The 15,703-nt window shown below is 64.4% G+C and carries 17 protein-coding genes; 4 read left to right on the forward strand and 13 right to left on the reverse strand.

Annotated features, from left to right (window positions below):
- Positions 1–7: 7 nt before the first annotated feature.
- The 7 genes from FQ664_RS11250 to FQ664_RS11280 all read right to left on the reverse strand — a co-directional run bounded on the left by FQ664_RS11250 (position 8) and on the right by FQ664_RS11280 (position 7,166).
- Positions 8–373 carry a Na+/H+ antiporter subunit G gene (locus tag FQ664_RS11250; protein WP_144171979.1) on the reverse strand — a complete coding sequence of 122 codons (366 nt, stop codon included), beginning with the start codon at positions 371–373 and terminating at the stop codon, positions 8–10.
- Positions 370–648 carry a K+/H+ antiporter subunit F gene (locus FQ664_RS11255; RefSeq protein WP_144171980.1) on the reverse strand — a complete coding sequence of 93 codons (279 nt, stop codon included), beginning with the start codon at positions 646–648 and terminating at the stop codon, positions 370–372. The genes FQ664_RS11250 and FQ664_RS11255 overlap by 4 nt, the downstream gene beginning before the upstream one ends.
- Positions 645–1,133 carry a Na+/H+ antiporter subunit E gene (locus FQ664_RS11260; RefSeq protein WP_144171981.1) on the reverse strand — a complete coding sequence of 163 codons (489 nt, stop codon included), beginning with the start codon at positions 1,131–1,133 and terminating at the stop codon, positions 645–647. The genes FQ664_RS11255 and FQ664_RS11260 overlap by 4 nt, the downstream gene beginning before the upstream one ends.
- Positions 1,130–2,809 (reverse strand): monovalent cation/H+ antiporter subunit D, encoded by a 1,680-nt coding sequence (locus FQ664_RS11265; RefSeq protein ID WP_144171982.1) that lies wholly within the window; start codon positions 2,807–2,809, stop codon positions 1,130–1,132. Before FQ664_RS11265 ends, FQ664_RS11260 begins: the two co-directional genes overlap by 4 nt.
- Complete coding sequence (locus FQ664_RS11270; RefSeq protein WP_144171983.1) at positions 2,806–3,150, reverse strand: Na+/H+ antiporter subunit C; 345 nt, start codon at positions 3,148–3,150, stop codon at positions 2,806–2,808. The genes FQ664_RS11265 and FQ664_RS11270 overlap by 4 nt, the downstream gene beginning before the upstream one ends.
- A complete protein-coding gene (locus FQ664_RS11275) occupies positions 3,150–6,065 on the reverse strand; it encodes a monovalent cation/H+ antiporter subunit A (RefSeq protein WP_144171984.1) in 2,916 nt (971 codons plus the stop codon). Before FQ664_RS11275 ends, FQ664_RS11270 begins: the two co-directional genes overlap by 1 nt.
- 150 nt (positions 6,066–6,215) lie before the next feature.
- Positions 6,216–7,166 (reverse strand): DMT family transporter, encoded by a 951-nt coding sequence (locus tag FQ664_RS11280; RefSeq protein ID WP_144171985.1) that lies wholly within the window; start codon positions 7,164–7,166, stop codon positions 6,216–6,218.
- 83 nt (positions 7,167–7,249) lie between these two features.
- On the opposite strand from FQ664_RS11280, the gene FQ664_RS11285 reads away from it, so the two are divergent.
- Complete coding sequence (locus FQ664_RS11285) at positions 7,250–7,813, forward strand: helix-turn-helix domain-containing protein (protein ID WP_144171986.1); 564 nt, start codon at positions 7,250–7,252, stop codon at positions 7,811–7,813.
- Positions 7,814–7,868: 55 nt separating this feature from the next.
- Here the strand turns inward: FQ664_RS11285 and FQ664_RS11290 are convergent, their stop codons facing one another.
- On the reverse strand, positions 7,869–8,417 hold the full coding sequence (locus tag FQ664_RS11290) for a cysteine hydrolase family protein (protein ID WP_144171987.1): 549 nt from the start codon (positions 8,415–8,417) through the stop codon (positions 7,869–7,871).
- A gap of 82 nt (positions 8,418–8,499) precedes the next feature.
- Between FQ664_RS11290 and FQ664_RS11295 the strand changes: the two genes are divergently transcribed.
- A complete protein-coding gene (locus tag FQ664_RS11295) occupies positions 8,500–9,483 on the forward strand; it encodes a GlxA family transcriptional regulator (RefSeq protein ID WP_144171988.1) in 984 nt (327 codons plus the stop codon).
- A gap of 107 nt (positions 9,484–9,590) precedes the next feature.
- A complete protein-coding gene (locus tag FQ664_RS11300) occupies positions 9,591–9,971 on the forward strand; it encodes an antibiotic biosynthesis monooxygenase (RefSeq protein WP_144171989.1) in 381 nt (126 codons plus the stop codon).
- Here the strand turns inward: FQ664_RS11300 and FQ664_RS11305 are convergent.
- Together FQ664_RS11305 and FQ664_RS11310 are read right to left on the reverse strand one after the other, a co-directional pair.
- Complete coding sequence (locus FQ664_RS11305; protein WP_144171990.1) at positions 9,950–10,720, reverse strand: alpha/beta hydrolase family protein; 771 nt, start codon at positions 10,718–10,720, stop codon at positions 9,950–9,952. The two genes, FQ664_RS11300 and FQ664_RS11305, sit on opposite strands and share 22 nt — an antisense overlap.
- Positions 10,704–11,822 carry a DUF3182 family protein gene (locus tag FQ664_RS11310; RefSeq protein WP_144171991.1) on the reverse strand — a complete coding sequence of 373 codons (1,119 nt, stop codon included), beginning with the start codon at positions 11,820–11,822 and terminating at the stop codon, positions 10,704–10,706. The genes FQ664_RS11305 and FQ664_RS11310 overlap by 17 nt, the downstream gene beginning before the upstream one ends.
- 220 nt (positions 11,823–12,042) lie before the next feature.
- Here FQ664_RS11310 and FQ664_RS11315 point away from each other — a divergent pair, with 220 nt between their 5' ends.
- On the forward strand, positions 12,043–13,851 hold the full coding sequence (locus FQ664_RS11315) for an aminopeptidase P family protein (protein ID WP_144171992.1): 1,809 nt from the start codon (positions 12,043–12,045) through the stop codon (positions 13,849–13,851).
- Between the two features lie 38 nt (positions 13,852–13,889).
- Here the strand turns inward: FQ664_RS11315 and FQ664_RS11320 are convergent, their stop codons facing one another.
- The 3 genes from FQ664_RS11320 to FQ664_RS27500 all read right to left on the reverse strand — a co-directional run.
- The gene (locus FQ664_RS11320; RefSeq protein WP_025338390.1) at positions 13,890–14,171 is read right to left on the reverse strand and encodes a hypothetical protein; all 282 of its coding nucleotides are present in this window, start codon (positions 14,169–14,171) and stop codon (positions 13,890–13,892) included.
- 190 nt (positions 14,172–14,361) lie between these two features.
- On the reverse strand, positions 14,362–15,249 hold the full coding sequence (gene rhtA, locus FQ664_RS11325) for a threonine/homoserine exporter RhtA (RefSeq protein WP_144171993.1): 888 nt from the start codon (positions 15,247–15,249) through the stop codon (positions 14,362–14,364).
- 253 nt (positions 15,250–15,502) lie between these two features.
- Positions 15,503–15,703: hypothetical protein (locus FQ664_RS27500; protein WP_218570404.1), on the reverse strand; the 201-nt coding region annotated here is incomplete at its 5' end.

A 15,703-nucleotide genomic window follows, 5' to 3' on the forward strand; every position in this document is an offset into this window, starting at 1 on the left:
GCGACCCTCAGTTACCGTGATCGCTGCCGCTGCTGACCTCTTCAGGTACCGGCTCATTCGCCATACGCTTGCGGAACAGCGCCGCCCGCGCCAGCAACAGCGTGGTCACCGGTACCGTGATCGACAGCAGGATCGGAATCAGCCAGGCGTGCAGCACCAGCGCTTCCTTGAGCCAGGAAAAGTAGACGATCGAGGCCAGTGCCACGCACCATGCACCAATGGTCGAGGCCAGTGCCGGCGGGTGCATGCGCTGGAAGTAGTCCTTCAGGCGCAACAGGCCCACGGCACCGATCAGGGCGAACAGGCTGCCGGTCAGCAGCAGCGCGGCAGTGACCAGTTCCAGCCAGAAGGGGAGTTGCAGGGTTTCAGTCATTCGATCACCTCACCGCGCAGCAGGAACTTGGCCAGGGCAAACGAGCCAACGAAACCGAACAGCGCAATCAGCAGCGCACCTTCGAAGTAGGTGTCACTGGCATAACGGATTCCCAGCACCAGCATGGTCAGCATGGCCAGGATGTACAGGTAGTCCAGCGCCAGCACCCGGTCCTGGGCGGACGGGCCGCGGAACAGCCGGACCAGCGTCAGGCTCATAGCCAGGGCGAGGATGAACAGGCTGGCGAGGACAGCATGGGCGAGCAGGCCGGTCATTGGAAAATCTCCATCAGCGGGCGTTCGTAGGTGGCCTTGAAGTGCTGGATGAATGCCGCCTCATCGTCCAGGTCGAACACATGCAGCAGCAATACGCTGCGGTCGAGCGCCAGTTCGGACCAGATCGTGCCGGGTACCACCGTGGTAATCATCGACAACGCCGCCAGGCCGTGGGGGTCGCGCAGGGCCAGCGGGATGTGCACGAACGCCGAGCGTGGCGGCTGCTTGCCGGCACGCAGCACGCCACGGGCAACCAGCAGGTTGGACACGATTACGTCGATCCCGACCCGGCCAATCAGCCGGGCGATGGCCAACGGCCGCCGCACATGGGCATGCTGCGGGCGCAGCGGTGCCATCAGCAGCGGCGCCAGCACGCTGAGCGCGGCAGCCAGTAGCAGGTTGCCGGGGCTGAGCGAAAGGTTCAGCGACAGCCACAGGCCGAACAGAGAAACCGATAACAGCGGTGCGGGGAACAGTCGATTCATGGCTGCACTTGTCTGTCGAGCATGGTGGGGCCAGGAATCGGCCGGGCGGCCATCACGGCTTCGATATAGGTGTCAGGGGCCTGCAGGCTGGCGGCGGTGTCCTGGGTGTAGCGCAGCAGCGGTTCGGCCTTGAGGCTGAGGATGATGCACAGGCCGAGCAGGATGACGATGGGCAGGCATTCATAGCGGCGCAGCACTGGCGACGGGCGCTCCTCGGGCTTCCAGAAACGCTGGATGCCGACGCGACCGAAGGCGATCAGCGAGGCCATGCCAGAGAGGATCAGCAATGCCACCAGGCCCCAGCCCGCCGTGCCCAGCGGTTGCTCGGGTGGCACGCCCAGCCCCTGCGGGTTGAACAACGCGCTGATCAGGTTGAGCTTGCCGACAAAGCCGGACAGCGGCGGCATGCCGATGATCAGCAGGGCGCAGGCGATGAAGCTGAGGCCGAGGAAGGCCATGGTCCACGGGATGATCTGGCCGATCACCACCTTTTGCTCATCGTCGAGGTTGATGCCCTTGGGCGGGTGCAGTGACTCCAGCGGTGGCGGCATGGCGCCTTCTTCGTCCTCAAGTGGCGCTTCGTTGGCCGAACGCGAACGTTCGACCAGCTCGGCGAGCAGGAACAGCGCGCACAGCGCCAGGGTCGAGTTGATCAGGTAGAACAACGCCGCACCGGTCAGCGCCGATTGAGCAAAACCGACGGCACCGAGCAGGGTGCCGGCCGAGACCAGGATGCTGAGCGCGGCCATGCGCTCCAGGCGCTGCGCGGCCAGGATCGACACCGCCGCCACCGCCAGGGTGACCAGGCCACCGTACACCAGCCATTCACCACCGAAGTGCGCCGAGGCCCCGGCCTGCCCGGAGAACAGCAGCGTCCACAGGCGCAGCACGGCATACAGGCCGACCTTGGTCATGATGGCAAACAGCGCCGCCACCGGCGCGCTGGCCGAGGCATAGGCCGGCACCAGCCAGAAGTTCAGCGGCCAGATGCCGGCCTTGACCAGGAAGGCCATGGCCAGGATCGCCGCGCCAGCGTGCAGCAAGCCACGGTCGGCCTCCGGCACCAGTGGAATCTTCAGGGCCAGGTCGGCCATGTTCAGGGTGCCTGTCACGCCATACAGCATCGCTGCGCCGATCAGGAACAGCGACGAAGCGAACAGGTTGACGGCTATGTAGTGCAGGCCGGCACGCACCCGGGCGCGGCCCGAACCATGCAGCAGCAGGCCATAGGAGGCGGCCAGCAGCACTTCGAAGAACACGAACAGGTTGAACAGGTCGGCGGTGAGGAAGGCGCCGTACAGGCCCATCAGCTGGATCTGGAACAGCGCGTGGAAACTGGCCCCGGCACCGTCCCAGCGGGCGCGGGCAAACAGCAGGGCGCTGAAGCCGATGATGCCGGTGAGGGTCAGCAGCAGGGCCGACAGGTGGTCGACTACCAGCACGATGCCGAACGGCGCCGGCCAGTTGCCCGGCAGGTAGACACCGATCGATTCCGCCTGGCCCTGGGTGCGCACCCACAGTAGCAGGCTGACGGCGATGGCCAGGCCGGCGAAGGTCGACAACAGGTTCAGACGGGCCTTTGCCTGCCGGTGTTTTTCGCCCAGCAGCAACATCACTGCCGCGGTCACCAGCGGAAGCAGGATAGGCGCGATGATCAATTGGCTCATGCCACTCATTCGTCACGCTCCCGGCCATCCACGTGGTCGGTACCGGTCAGGCCGCGCGAGGCCAGCAACACCACCAGGAACAGCGCGGTCATGGCGAAGCTGATGACGATGGCGGTGAGCACCAGGGCCTGCGGCAGTGGGTCGGTGTAGTGCAGCAGGTCCTGGGGCACGCCGTCCTTGATGATCGGTTCCTTGCCGATGAACAGGCTGCCCATGCTGAAGATGAACAGGTTGACCCCGTACGACAGCAGGCACAGGCCCATGATCACCTGGTAGGTTCGCGGGCGCAGGATCAGCCAAACCCCCGAGGCGGCCAGGACGCCGATGGCGGTTGCAATCACTTCTTCCATCAGGCGGCTCCTGCTTGGCTGGTTTTCGCCGGGTTGCCCGGGCGGTAGGCGCGCACCGACTGGTGCGCCAGGGCAGTGAGGATCAGCAGGGTCGAGCCGACCACTACGGTGAACACGCCGACATCGAAGAACAGCGCGCTGGCCACGTGTACATCGCCGAGCAACGGCAGGTGCAGGTGGGCGGTATGGGTGGTGAGGAACGGGTAGCCCAGCAGCATGGCGCCCACCCCGGTCAGGGTTGCGCACAGCAGGCCGGTGCCCATCCAGCGCAGCGGGCGCAGGCTCATCTGCGCCTCGACCCATTGGGTGCCGGCCACCATGTACTGCAGGATGAAGGCCACCGACATCACCAGGCCGGCAACAAAGCCGCCACCGGGCTGGTTGTGGCCACGCATGAACAGGTACATCGACACCACCAGGGCGATCGGCAGCAGCAGGCGCACCAGCACCGCGGGCACCATCATGAAGCCCAGGGCGGTGTCGGTGGCATGCCGCGGGTTGATCAGGTCGGTGACCACGTCGGGTGCCAGCTGGCGCTGCTGCGCCGGCAGTTGCATGCTTTCCTTTGGCGGGCGGAAGCGCCGCAGCAGGGCGAACACGGTCAGCGCCACGGCCACCAGCACGGTGATTTCACCGAGGGTATCGAAACCACGGAAGTCGACCAGCATGACATTGACCACGTTGGTGCCACCGCCCTGGGGCAGCGCCCGGCTCAGGTAGAACGAGGAAATGTCGTTGGGCGTCGGCCGGGTCAGCATGGCGTAGGACAGCACGGCCATGCCGCCACCTACCAGCACCGCCAGCAGCAGGTCGCGCAGGCGACGCATGCGCGCGCGCTCCAGGCTACCCGGCAGTGGCGATACGCCTTCGATCCGCCGTGGCAGCCAGCGCAGACCGAGCAGGATCAGCACGGTGGTGACCACTTCCACGACCAGCTGGGTCAGGGCCAGGTCAGGTGCGGAGAACCAGACGAAGGTGATGCAGGTCATCAGGCCGCAGACGCTGACCATGATCAACGCCGCCAAGCGGTGGTACTTGGCCTGGTAGGCGGCGCCGATGGCGCAGGCAATGGCGATCAGCCACAGGGCGACGAACACGCCCGAGCCTGGAATCTTCGGCCGGTCGCCCCAGCTCAGGCCGCTGTAGAGCATGGGGGTGAGGCCGGCGAGAAAGGCGGCGAGCACCAGCATGAATAGCTGCGACTGCAGGCGGTGGCTGGTGAGCAGGCGCTCGATGCGCCGCGCCAGCAGCATCAACTGCACCTGGCCACGCTCGAACAGGCGCTTGCCGTTGAAGCGCTCGATCAGCGGCGGGTGGGGGAAGCGGCCCAGGCGCAGTTGCTTGCGCAGCAACAGGTACAGCACGATCCCGCCGCTCATGGCCACCAGGCTCATGATCAGCGGCGCGTTCCAGCCATGCCAGATGGCCAGGCTGTATTCCGGCAGGGTGCCGCCCACCACCGGCAGGGCGGCGGCGGCCAGCAGCGGGCCGACCGACTGGGCAGGGAAGATACCCACCACCAGGCAGGTGAGCACCAGCAGTTCGACTGGTGCACGCATCCAGCGTGGCGGCTCGTGCGGGGTATGCGGGAGGTCCTGTGCAGTGGGGCCGAAAAACACATCGACGGTGAAGCGCAGGGCATAGGCCACGCTGAAGGTGCCGGCCAGGGTGGCGATCACCGGCAGCGTGGCCTCGACCCAGGCGGTGGAGCTGATGAACACCGTTTCGGCGAAGAACATTTCCTTGGACAGAAAGCCGTTCATCAACGGTACGCCGGCCATCGAGGCGCTGGCCACCATGGCCAGGGTGGCGGTGTATGGCACCAGGCGGATCAGCCCACTGAGGCGGCGGATGTCACGGGTGCCGCTTTCGTGGTCGATGATGCCGGCGGCCATGAACAACGAGGCCTTGAAGGTGGCGTGGTTGAGAATGTGGAACACCGCTGCCACGGCGGCCAGCGGGCTGTTCAGGCCCAGTAGCAGGGTAATCAGGCCCAGGTGGCTGATGGTCGAATACGCCAGCAGGCCCTTGAGGTCGTTCTGGAACATGGCGGCGAAGGCGCCGAGCAGCAGGGTGAGGGCACCGGCACCGCCGACGATCCAGAACCACTCCTCGCTGCCCGACAGCACCGGCCATAGGCGCGCCAGCAGGAACACCCCGGCCTTGACCATGGTCGCCGAGTGCAGGTAAGCCGATACCGGGGTGGGCGCTGCCATGGCGTGGGGCAGCCAGAACTGGAAGGGGAATTGTGCGCTCTTGCTCAGGGCGCCGATGAGGATCAGTGGCAGCAGCACCGGGTACAGCGCATGCTGGCGGATGGTGTTGCCGGCAGCCAGGACCTTGTCCAGGTCGTAGCTGCCGACCACATGGCCGAGCAGCAGGGCACCCACCAGCAGGCACAAACCGCCTGCACCCGTGACCATCAGCGCCATGTAGGCGCCGCGGCGGGCGTCGGCACGGTGGTGCCAGTAGCCGATCAGCAGGAAGGAGAACAGGCTGGTGAGTTCCCAGAAGAACACCAGCTGGATCAGGTTGCCGGAGATCACCAGGCCGAGCATGGCGCCCATGAAGGCGAGAAAGAAGGCGAAGAAGCGCGGTACCGGGTCTTGTGGCGACATGTAGTAGCGGGCATACAGCGACACCAGCGCACCAATGCCCAGCACCAGCAGCGAGAACAGCCAGGCGAAGCCGTCCATGCGCAACACCAGGTTCAGCCCCAGGCTGGGCAGCCAGAGGAACTCTTCGCGAATCACGCCACCGTGGGCAACCTGAGGGTACAGCAGTGCTACCTGGACAGTGCCGACCAGGGCCACGAGCCCGGCGAGAATGGACTCCGCGTTACGTGCGTTGTGCGGCAGCAGGGCTGCCAGGCAACTGCCCACGAACGGCAGAAGCAATAGCACTATCAATGACATAGCGGCCTATTCTGGAGAAGTTTGCAAAGAATCATACGTGCCGAGGGGGGGATCACCAACACGCAAGCTGTCGCAGAATCCTACAAACAGGCTGTGACAAGCGGTTTTTTTATAACAGTTTTTTACAAAGCATAGCCGTAGTTTGCGGCTTTACAGCCCGGCTTGGCGTTCGCCTTCATCCGGCACTGCGCGGGCCTCGGTTGCTTCGCGAGGGCGGCGTACCTTGAGTTCGCTGACCACCACGGCGATCACGATCAGCAAGCCGCCGAGCAATGCCACGCCTGGCAGGCGCTCACCGGCGATGCGCCCGACGATCCCGGCCCACACCGGTTCGCCGGCATAGATGAGGGTGGCGCGGGTGGGCGAGACCGACTTTTGCGCCCAGTTCATTGCCACCTGGATCACCGCGCTCATGGCGCCCAGGCCCACGGCGCTGAGCAGCAGCAGCCAGGAGAAGTCGGGTATGCGTTCCTGGGTCGGCACGATCATCAGGAACGCCAGCAGCGAGGCGGTTGCCAGTTGCACCACGGTGACCCGGCGCACATCGACCTGGCCGGCGTAGCGGCTGATCAGGATGATTTCGCCGGCAATGGCCACGGCGCTGACCAGAGTCACCAGTTCGCCCTCGCTGAAGTGCAGGCTGCCGCCCTGCGGCCCGGCCAGCAGCGTCAGGCCGGTGAACGCCAGGCAGATACCGATGCTGGGCATCAGGCCGGGGCGCCGGCCCAGTACCAGCCACTGCAGCAGCGGCACGAACGGCACGTACAGCGCGGTGATGAATGCCGACTGGCTGCTGCTGATGGTTTGCAGGCCCATGGTCTGCAGGCCGTAGCCGAGCATGATTGACACGCCTATCAGCATGCCGGCCTTCAGTTCGGTGAAGGTCAGCCCCGGTAGCGCCCGCGCCGCAACCACTCCAACGAACAGGGCGGCTGCAGCGAAGCGCAGGCCGACGAAGAACATCGGGCCGCTGACGGTCATCACGTTATGCACCACCAGGAAGGTGCCGCCCCACAGCATGGTGATGAAAACCAGTACCAGTTCGGCCTTGCTCAGGCGAAAGGTAATGGCCGGGGTCGGCTTGCTGCTGGGCTGGTTCATGGTCTTGCGCACTCGGAGGGGGCGGCGCACAATCGCCGCAAAGTGGGCAGTATACTGCGCAATCTCGATCAGTGAGCAATATAGTGCACAATGATTCCTTGCACCGGGCATCGGTGCTGCAACATGTCAGCTTCAATGTACGCAGCCTGCGCAACGCTGCGGGTATGAGCCAGACGGCGCTGGCCGAGCGCTCCGGGGTCAGCCGGCGCATGCTGGTGGCGATCGAGGCGGGCGAAAGGAATGTCAGCCTGACCACCCTTGACCTGATTGCCGAAGCCTTGGGCGTGGCTTTCAGTACCCTGATCCAGGCACCTGACCAGCGTGACCCCGGGCGCATCGAAGAGTTGGCCTGGGCCGGTGAGCACCCGCAGAGCAAGGCGGTGCTGCTGGGCAGCAGCGTGGCGCGGCGCGAGGTGGAGCTGTGGGAATGGACCCTGGCACCGGGCGAATGCTATTCCAGCGAGGCTGATGCCGAGGGTTGGAGCGAGCAGATCTATGTGGCTGAAGGGCAACTGACGCTGATTATCGAAGGGGCCGAGCATCGTCTGCAGGTCGGGCAGTTCCATGTGTTTCCCAGCAATTGCCGGTATGCCTATCGCAACGATGGGGCGGTGGCAGTGCGGTTTGTGCGCAATGTGGTGATTTGATCGAGAAGTGTGTGCTGCCTCCAGGGCCTCATCGCCGGCAAGCCAGGGTTCGCGGTCAGTCTCCTATCAACTCATCAGTCTTGACTACCTTTGCATAGGCAAACGCCAACGCCGCCATCGCCGAATCATGTACCTGCGCCGCCGGCACCCGATTGCCATCGAACTCCAGTGGCAGCGTGGCACAGGCATCGTGCGCCACGGTCACGTCATAACCCAGGTCGGCCGCCGCACGGGTGGCGGCGTCGACGCACATGTGGCTCATGCTGCCGACGATGGTCAGGGCTTCGACGCCATGCCGGTCCAGCGTGTGCTCAAGGTCAGTGCCGAGGAAGGCGTTGACCTTGTGCTTCAGCACCACCGGCTCGCCCGCCTCCGGCTCGACCTTGGTGTGGATGGCCGCACCCTGCGAGTCTGGCGCGAAGAATGGCGCATCGGCGCTGTCGAACTCATGCCGCACATGCACCACCAGGTCGCCCCGCCGACGCGCCGCCGCCAGCAGGCGGGCGGCATTGTCGGCCGCCTGGTCGGCGCCATCGAGGGCCCATTTGCCGCCCGGGAAGTAGTCGTTCTGGATGTCGATGATGATCAGCGCCTGCTTGCTCATGCTGCCTCCTGTGGCAGTAGTCGTTGGATGACGTTAGTTATAGGCTGTGTGCACTGACCTGAGGATTGGCGCGAACGACACTATGCGGGCAAAAACTGACAACCCCGGCAGCCTGGACATCGGCCTGCTGCTGTACCCCGGTGCGCAGCGTGCTGCCGTGCATGGGCTGGCCGACCTGTTCCTGGTGGCCAACCGGGTGGCTGCCGAACTGGGGGCCGTCGAGTTGCCGCCGGTACGTATCAGCTTCTGGCAGGCAGACGAGGCCGGGCAGTTGCAGCCTGCCCCTGAGAGCCCACCTGCCGTCGCGTGCGATCTGCGGGTGCTGATCATTCCGCCGAGCCTGGAGTCGGCACCGCAGGGTGAGCTGCTTGAACGCCATCGTGCGTCGTTGTGCCAGTTGCACGGGCACGGCACGGTGCTGGCGTCGGTGTGCATCGGGGTGTTTTTCATCGCCGCCAGTGGCCTGCTCGACGGGCGCCCGGCCTGTACCCACTGGAACTACGTCCATTCGCTTGCCCAACGGTTTCCCAAGGTGCGGGTCGAGGCCCAGCAACCGTTGCTGGACGATGGAGACATCGTCACCTCGGCCGGGTTGATGGCCTGGACCGAGTTGGGCTTGCGCTTGCTGGAGCGCTTCATGGGCGCGACGGTGGCGCGGGAAACTGCCCGCTACCTGGCGGTTGATCCGGTCGCGGCGCCGCTGCCCGGTGCAGTGTTCAATCCGCGCCTGGATCATGGCGATGAGGCGGTGCTGAAAGTGCAGCACTGGTTGCAGGGCAACGGAGGGCAGGATGCCGACCTGGCCGGCATGGCCGCATGCGCGGGGCTGGAGGAACGCACCTTCCTGCGGCGTTTTCGTGCTGCCACGGGGCTACGGCCGACCGAATACTGCCAGCAGGTGAGGGTGGGGCGGGCGTGCCGCTTGCTGGAGTTCACCCGGCGCAATGTCGAGCAGATCGCCTGGGGTGTCGGTTACCAGGACCCGGGTGCGTTTCGCAAGGTGTTTCAGCGCATCACCGGTCTGACCCCGAGTGATTACCGGCGGCGCTTCGCAGTATCGGGTTAGGGCGCGCGGGGTGTTCCCGGGGTGGAAAACGGCTTGACCTTGACATAACTTGAGGTTTTACCCTGCTCGGCATCGCGCTGCATGCGTCCGTTGCAAGGAGACCGTTCATGACGGCAACACCTCATCCGCTGTGGTTTACCCAGATGATCGAATATGAAGTGCCCGGCGGCTGCCAGCAGGCGTTGGCCCAGGCGCTGGTGGCACGCAGCGAAGAACTGGCCGCGCGCTGCGAAGGGCTGCAGGGTGTCAGCATCCAGGCCAGTGACGATGGCAGCCGGGTGCTGCAGTACCTGCAATGGCGGTCTCGCCAGGCGTGGGCGGCGGCGGCCGTGCTTTTCGTCGAGGAATCGTTCCTTGAACTGCTTGGTCAGCATCAGGCGCGTAGCGTCAATTTTGCCGCCTACCAGACCCTGCGCAGCCTGGTACGCGGCGCCGATGGCGGCCTGCATTGCCAGGTGGGTGAGCTTCAGGCATACCAGGGCGCGTAGTGCGGGTAACGATCCAGGCGCGCGCCGATGACCATTTCGCTGACCCATGCCGTCAGAATCGAGCTGTAGGCCTTCTGGCTCTCTTCGCTGGACAACGCGTGGTCGGCACCGTCGACGATACGGTGGGTGAGCGAATGGGCGCTGACGAATGCCGAGCGGTAGCTCATCAGCGTGCTGTGCGGCACGTAGTCGTCTTGCTCGGACTCTACCAGCAGTACATCGCCACCGAACTCGGCACAGGCTGCCAGTGCACGGTTGTCCGTCGGGCCGAGCGGGCGCTGGCGGTAGGCGTTCAGCCGTTGCCGGTCGAGGGTTTGCTTGGGAAGGTTCCATTCGTCGTCCCAGTACATGGCGGGTACCCGCAAGGCCAGCCATTTGACTGGCCGCTCGCGGGTCAGCAGGGTGGCCAGGTAGCCGCCATAGCTGCTGCCGATGATGGCGATGGCACTGCTATCGACGACCGGGTGGCTTACCAGCCGGTCGTAGGCTACCAGCAGGTCGGTCAGGTTTTGTTCGCGGGTGACCGTCAGCCGTTGGCTTTCGGTCTTTTCGTGGCCGCGCAGGTCGAAGGTCATGCACACGCAGCCCAGCCCGGTGATATGCCGGGCACGGGCCAGGTCGCGTTGCTGGCTACCACCCCAGCCGTGGACGAAGAGGATGCCCGGCATCTTGCTGCCGGGGCTGACCAGGGTGCCGACGATGCTGTCATCCTCGACCTGCAGTTCAACGGTTTCACTCTGAATGGTCATGTTCGCGAATCCGCGCAAATTTGCTGAGTTGTCCGAGTTCACTGTCGTTTCCTTGGTAATAGAGGGTGGCGTCAGTGGGCAGTTCGGGGGTGCCGAATACTTCATGGGTGGAGGCACGCACCCGTTGCAATGCCGGGTCGTCGGCAAACGCCTGCAAGGCCAGTAGCTCGGCACTGCTGGCGCCGCCCAGGCGCCAGGATTGTTCGAGTACGCCGCTGCGCAGGTGACCCTGGGGGGTCACGCCGCGGGCAATGTCGTAGTTGCGACGCGAGGCGATGAAGCCGGGGAAGTTCCGCTCGGCGGCCTGTTCGTAGGCCATCGCCTGGTTGATGGCCAGGCGCAGCGGGTCGTCCAGCGGCAGTTGCAGCAGTGCCTGGTAGTCACCGCGCACCACCACGAGGTCGGAGCCGCCGTACACTTCCGTGCCCTGATGGTCACGGGTCAGTTGCTGGGTGCCGTGATAGCTGCAGGTCAGGCCGGCGACGCGTACCTGGCCGACGCTGAAGGTTTGCACCTCGCTCAGGTCTTCTTCGAGCACCAGCCCCCATAGCGCAAGACCTTGGTCATCCATGCCGGCCAGCAGTGGTTCCAGTTCTTCCATCGTAGTGATGACCTGTTGCCCACGGCCTGCACAGGCCAGTACCGGCTTGACCCGCAACGGGCCGTCCACCAGCAACAGCTGTGCGGCGGTGCGTGCATCGGCCTTGCTGAACACGGTGTAGCCACGCAGCAGGGCGTCGCTGGCTTGCCGGGCGAAGGCATCGGTCCAGCCTGGCGGGAAACTGGCTCCGGCCGGTAGCGGGTGGGAGATTGCCTTGGTCGCCATGTAGGGGTATGCGACCAGCCCGCCGAACAGGTCCTGCTCGCTGCAGATGCCCAGGGCTGCATGGCGCTTGGGGTCGATCAGGGTTTCGGTGGGCAGGTAGTAGTAGCCATCGGCAGCGCTTGGTGGCTGGCTCGGTTGCACGTGCGGGCAGCCCAGCAGGCGGGCCAGGGCGGCGGCAAGCTTCAGATGCACGGCATGCTCGTGGTCAGGGGTGTGCGCGCGGGTGTCGAGCAGCACCACGCCGCTTTTCGGGGCGCAGGCATTGGGCATGGTCATTTGCCTGTGTGTAATGAATGTACTGCGTGTGAAGCCGGTGCTTTGTGGAAGTTCAGCCGAACTTGATCGGTGGTCCTGGCCATGCTGTAGGAAATGTCCGGTTTGCGCAGGGCTTGGCGGGCAATGCATGCCGTGTGTCAGTCGCCACGATTGCAGGGCTACGGCGGCTGTTCCATTATCGGCACACTGGATCAACCGTGATGTAGCCGCAGGAGAGCGCATGAACGTTCAGACCACCCTTGGGCAAAGCGTGCCGCAGCGCCTGGCGCAGGTGCGCCAGGTCATGGCTGCAGAGGGCATTGAGGCTTTGCTGGTACCCTCGGCCGACCCCCATCTTTCCGAATACCTGCCTGGTTACTGGCAGGGGCGCCAGTGGCTGTCGGGTTTTCACGGCTCGGTTGGCACACTGGTGGTCACGGCTGGCTTTGCCGGGTTGTGGGTCGATAGCCGCTACTGGGAACAGGCGGAGCACGAGTTGGCAGGCAGTGGCATCGAGTTGATGAGGCTGCTGCCGGGCAAGCCTGGCGCGTTGGAATGGCTGGGCGATCACGTCGAGCCCAACGGCAGCGTGGCGGTGGATGGTGCGGTCATGGCCCTGGCTTCGGTACGCCAGCTGGGCGACCGGCTGAAAGCGCGGGGGGCGCGCCTGGTGACTGACAAGGACCTGCTGGGCCAGGTCTGGGAAGGCCGCCCGACGCTGCCGGGCAACCCGGTTTACCAGCATTTGCCACCGCACGCCACGGTGAGCCGGGCGGAAAAACTGGCGCAGTTGCGTCAGAGTGTGCAGGCCAAGGGGGCTGACTGGCACTTCATCGCCACCTTGGATGACATCGCCTGGCTGTTCAACCTGCGCGGCAGTGATGTGTCCTACAACCCGGTTTTCGTGGCATTTGCCCTGATCAGCCAGCAGCAGGCCACCCTGTTCGTTGGCCAGGACAAGCTCGATGAGCATCTACGCCAGGTTCTGGCGGTCGACGGCATCGAGGTGCGCGACTACGCCGAAGCCGGCAAGGCCCTTGGGGCCTTGCCGGCCGGCAGCCGATTGCTGGTCGACCCGACCCGGGTAACCTGGGGCCTGCTGGACAACCTGGCGGCCGGGGTGGAACTGGTCGAGGGGCTCAACCCCACCACCCTGAGCAAATCGTGCAAAGGTGACGACGATCTGGTGCACATCCGTCAGGTCATGGAACAGGACGGCGCGGCCTTGTGTGAGTTCTTCGCCTGGCTCGAGGCCAACCTCGGTCGGGAGCTGATTACCGAGCTGACGGTCGACGAACAACTGAGTGCCGCGCGAGCCCGCCGCCCGGGCTTCGTGTCGTTGAGCTTCTCGACCATTGCCGCCTTCAATGGCAATGGCGCGATGCCGCATTACCGTGCCACCGAGCAGTCGCATGCGGTGATCGAGGGCGATGGTTTGCTGCTGATCGATTCGGGCGGGCAGTACCTGGGCGGCACCACCGACATCACCCGCATGGTGCCGGTGGGCAACCCCAGCCTTGCGCAGAAGCAGGATTGCACGCGCGTGCTCAAAGGCATGATCGCCCTGTCGCGCGCCACCTTCCCGCGAGGCGTGCTGTCGCCGTTGCTCGACGCCATTGCCCGGGCACCGATCTGGGCTGACCAGGTGGATTACGGCCACGGTACCGGGCATGGGGTGGGTTACTTCATGAACGTGCACGAGGGGCCGCAAGTAATTGCCTACCAGGCGTCACCCACACCGCAGACCGCGATGCAGGCGGGCATGATCAGCTCGATCGAGCCGGGCACGTACCGCCCGGGGCAGTGGGGGGTGCGCATCGAGAACCTGGTGGTCAACCGCGAGGCTGGCAAGAGCGCCTTCGGTGATTTCCTGAACTTCGAAACCCTGACGCTGTGCCCGATCGACACCCGCTGTCTGGTGCCCGAGCTGCTGGCCAAGGAAGAGCTGGACTGGTTGAACGGCTATCACGCCAGGGTGCGCGAGCGCCTGGCGCCCTTGCTAAAGGGTGACGCGCTGGCCTGGCTGGAGGCGCGTACCGTGCCGTTGTAAGGCAAATGAAAAGGGCAGCTTGCGAACTGCCCTTTTTTCTACTTGCAGATGACGATCATGCTACGGCTGGTGTAACCCGCCGGGTTGATGCCGAACAAGTAGTCACCGGGTTCTTCATCGCTATCGCCCGAGCGTGCAATGACCCGGTAGCCGCGCGTGCTGCAGGAGCTCGCTGCCTTGCTGTAGCAGTTGTCCCATGAGGAAGAAAGGCCGGAGCAATTGATATGCAGGCCCTTCTTGCCCCTTTTGACCTCGGTCTTGGCCGTGGCGGCGCATCCAGCAATAGCCAAGATGGCCAGGATGAGCAAAATACGTTTCATTCCTGTCCTTAAATGCAGGGCGGATCAACTGTCTGGCCCCGTCGTTATCGCTTTGGTTCTTCCTGAAATTTCCCCAGCGTCCGTGTTCGGTCCAGTAGATAGCGTAAAGATGATGATTCTGTGACAGCTTAATCAGCGAGGCGGGTCGCTACAATCACTATTCCTGTCTCAAATGAAAATATTTCTCATATCAGTCTGCCGCCATCGCCGGGCTGGGCTCCTTGCGCATGGACAAAGTGGTGCCGATCGACGCAGTAATGATCGCCAGAATCGCCAGCCATTGGGTGAGCGTCAGCACCTCACCGAGGAACAGCAGGCCGGACAGCGCGCCGAACGCCGGCTCGATGCTCATGAGGGTGCCGAAAGTGCGCGCCGGGATGCGCGTGAGGGCGACCATTTCCAGGCTGTAGGGCAGGGCGGTGGACAGCACTGCGACGCCCAGGGCCATGGGGATCACGGCGGGCGTGAGCAGTGTGCTGCCAGCATGGACGATGCCGATCGGGGCGACGAACAGGGCGGCGACCACGACGCCCAGTGCTGCGCTCTGGATGCCGTGCTCGGCCCCGGCACGTTGTCCGAACAGGATGTACAGGGCCCAGCACACTCCGGCGCCCAGGGCATAGGCGGCGCCGACCGGGTCGAGTGCCTGCCCGCCATGGCCGGCCGGCAGCAACAACAGCAGGCCGACGATGGCCAGGGCAATCCACAGGAAGTCGATTGGCCGGCGCGAGGAGAAGATCGCCACGGCCAGTGGTCCGGTGAACTCCAGTGCCACGGCGATGCCGATAGGCACAGTTTGCAGGGCCATATAAAAGAGGAAGTTCATGCCGCCCAGCGCCATGCCATAGATGATGACGTTGCGCAGGGTGTTGGTGGTCATGCGTACACGCCACGGGCGCAGTATCAGCAGCATGATGATGCTGGCGAAGATCAGGCGCAGGGTGGTGGTGCCCTGTGCGCCAATGATGGGGAACATGCTTTTGGCCAGGGAGGCACCGGATTGTATCGATGCCATGGCGATGAGCAGCAGGCCGATCGGGAAGAGGGTAGCGGCCAGGCTGCGGGGTTGGGTGTTCATTTCTGTGCGGCAATCCTTGGGTGGGTTTTGGGTGAGCAATATAGTGCGCAATTGCCGGGGTATGGAGCAAGGTGCCTGCCGCTGTTATTTCGGCGGTTGTGAGATCAGGCAAGGCGGTCGTGCGCGCCAGGCACAGGAGGGACTGGCCCGAAACAAACGGTAGGAGCAACCTTGTACTGCGAAGCGCCGCACGGGCAGCGCTCGATATTGCAGGCGCTGCAAGGCTTGTGGCGAGCACCTGGCGCGGTCTTTTTCAAAAAGATTCTAAATTGTTGAAATTAAAGGTTGACCTCCCGAAAAGCCGCCCTATAATGCGCACCACTCCAACGCGGTAGCGAAGCAAAGCCAGCCACCCTGTTGAGTCAAGTGTTTGAAGCCAAACGAGTTTCTCGCAAAAAACTTCAAAATAAACGCTTGACAGCAAATGAGGAAAGCGTAGAATGCGCGCCTCGGT

Source organism: Pseudomonas persica (genome assembly GCF_900291015.1).
Taxonomy (GTDB): Bacteria; Pseudomonadota; Gammaproteobacteria; order Pseudomonadales; family Pseudomonadaceae; genus Aquipseudomonas.

Coding starts and splice junctions, on each gene's coding strand:
- FQ664_RS11265 (WP_144171982.1), bottom strand. CDS start 2,809: ATGAGTGGCATGAGCCAATTGATCATCGCGCCTATCCTGCTTCCGCTG.
- FQ664_RS11255 (WP_144171980.1), bottom strand. CDS start 648: ATGACCGGCCTGCTCGCCCATGCTGTCCTCGCCAGCCTGTTCATCCTC.
- FQ664_RS11310 (WP_144171991.1), bottom strand. CDS start 11,822: ATGACCATGCCCAATGCCTGCGCCCCGAAAAGCGGCGTGGTGCTGCTC.
- FQ664_RS11260 (WP_144171981.1), bottom strand. CDS start 1,133: ATGAATCGACTGTTCCCCGCACCGCTGTTATCGGTTTCTCTGTTCGGC.
- FQ664_RS11295 (WP_144171988.1), top strand. CDS start 8,500: ATGCGGGCAAAAACTGACAACCCCGGCAGCCTGGACATCGGCCTGCTG.
- FQ664_RS11275 (WP_144171984.1), bottom strand. CDS start 6,065: ATGTCATTGATAGTGCTATTGCTTCTGCCGTTCGTGGGCAGTTGCCTG.
- rhtA (WP_144171993.1), bottom strand. CDS start 15,249: ATGAACACCCAACCCCGCAGCCTGGCCGCTACCCTCTTCCCGATCGGC.
- FQ664_RS11280 (WP_144171985.1), bottom strand. CDS start 7,166: ATGAACCAGCCCAGCAGCAAGCCGACCCCGGCCATTACCTTTCGCCTG.
- FQ664_RS11270 (WP_144171983.1), bottom strand. CDS start 3,150: ATGGAAGAAGTGATTGCAACCGCCATCGGCGTCCTGGCCGCCTCGGGG.
- FQ664_RS11290 (WP_144171987.1), bottom strand. CDS start 8,417: ATGAGCAAGCAGGCGCTGATCATCATCGACATCCAGAACGACTACTTC.
- FQ664_RS11300 (WP_144171989.1), top strand. CDS start 9,591: ATGACGGCAACACCTCATCCGCTGTGGTTTACCCAGATGATCGAATAT.
- FQ664_RS11250 (WP_144171979.1), bottom strand. CDS start 373: ATGACTGAAACCCTGCAACTCCCCTTCTGGCTGGAACTGGTCACTGCC.
- FQ664_RS11305 (WP_144171990.1), bottom strand. CDS start 10,720: ATGACCATTCAGAGTGAAACCGTTGAACTGCAGGTCGAGGATGACAGC.
- FQ664_RS11320 (WP_025338390.1), bottom strand. CDS start 14,171: ATGAAACGTATTTTGCTCATCCTGGCCATCTTGGCTATTGCTGGATGC.
- FQ664_RS11315 (WP_144171992.1), top strand. CDS start 12,043: ATGAACGTTCAGACCACCCTTGGGCAAAGCGTGCCGCAGCGCCTGGCG.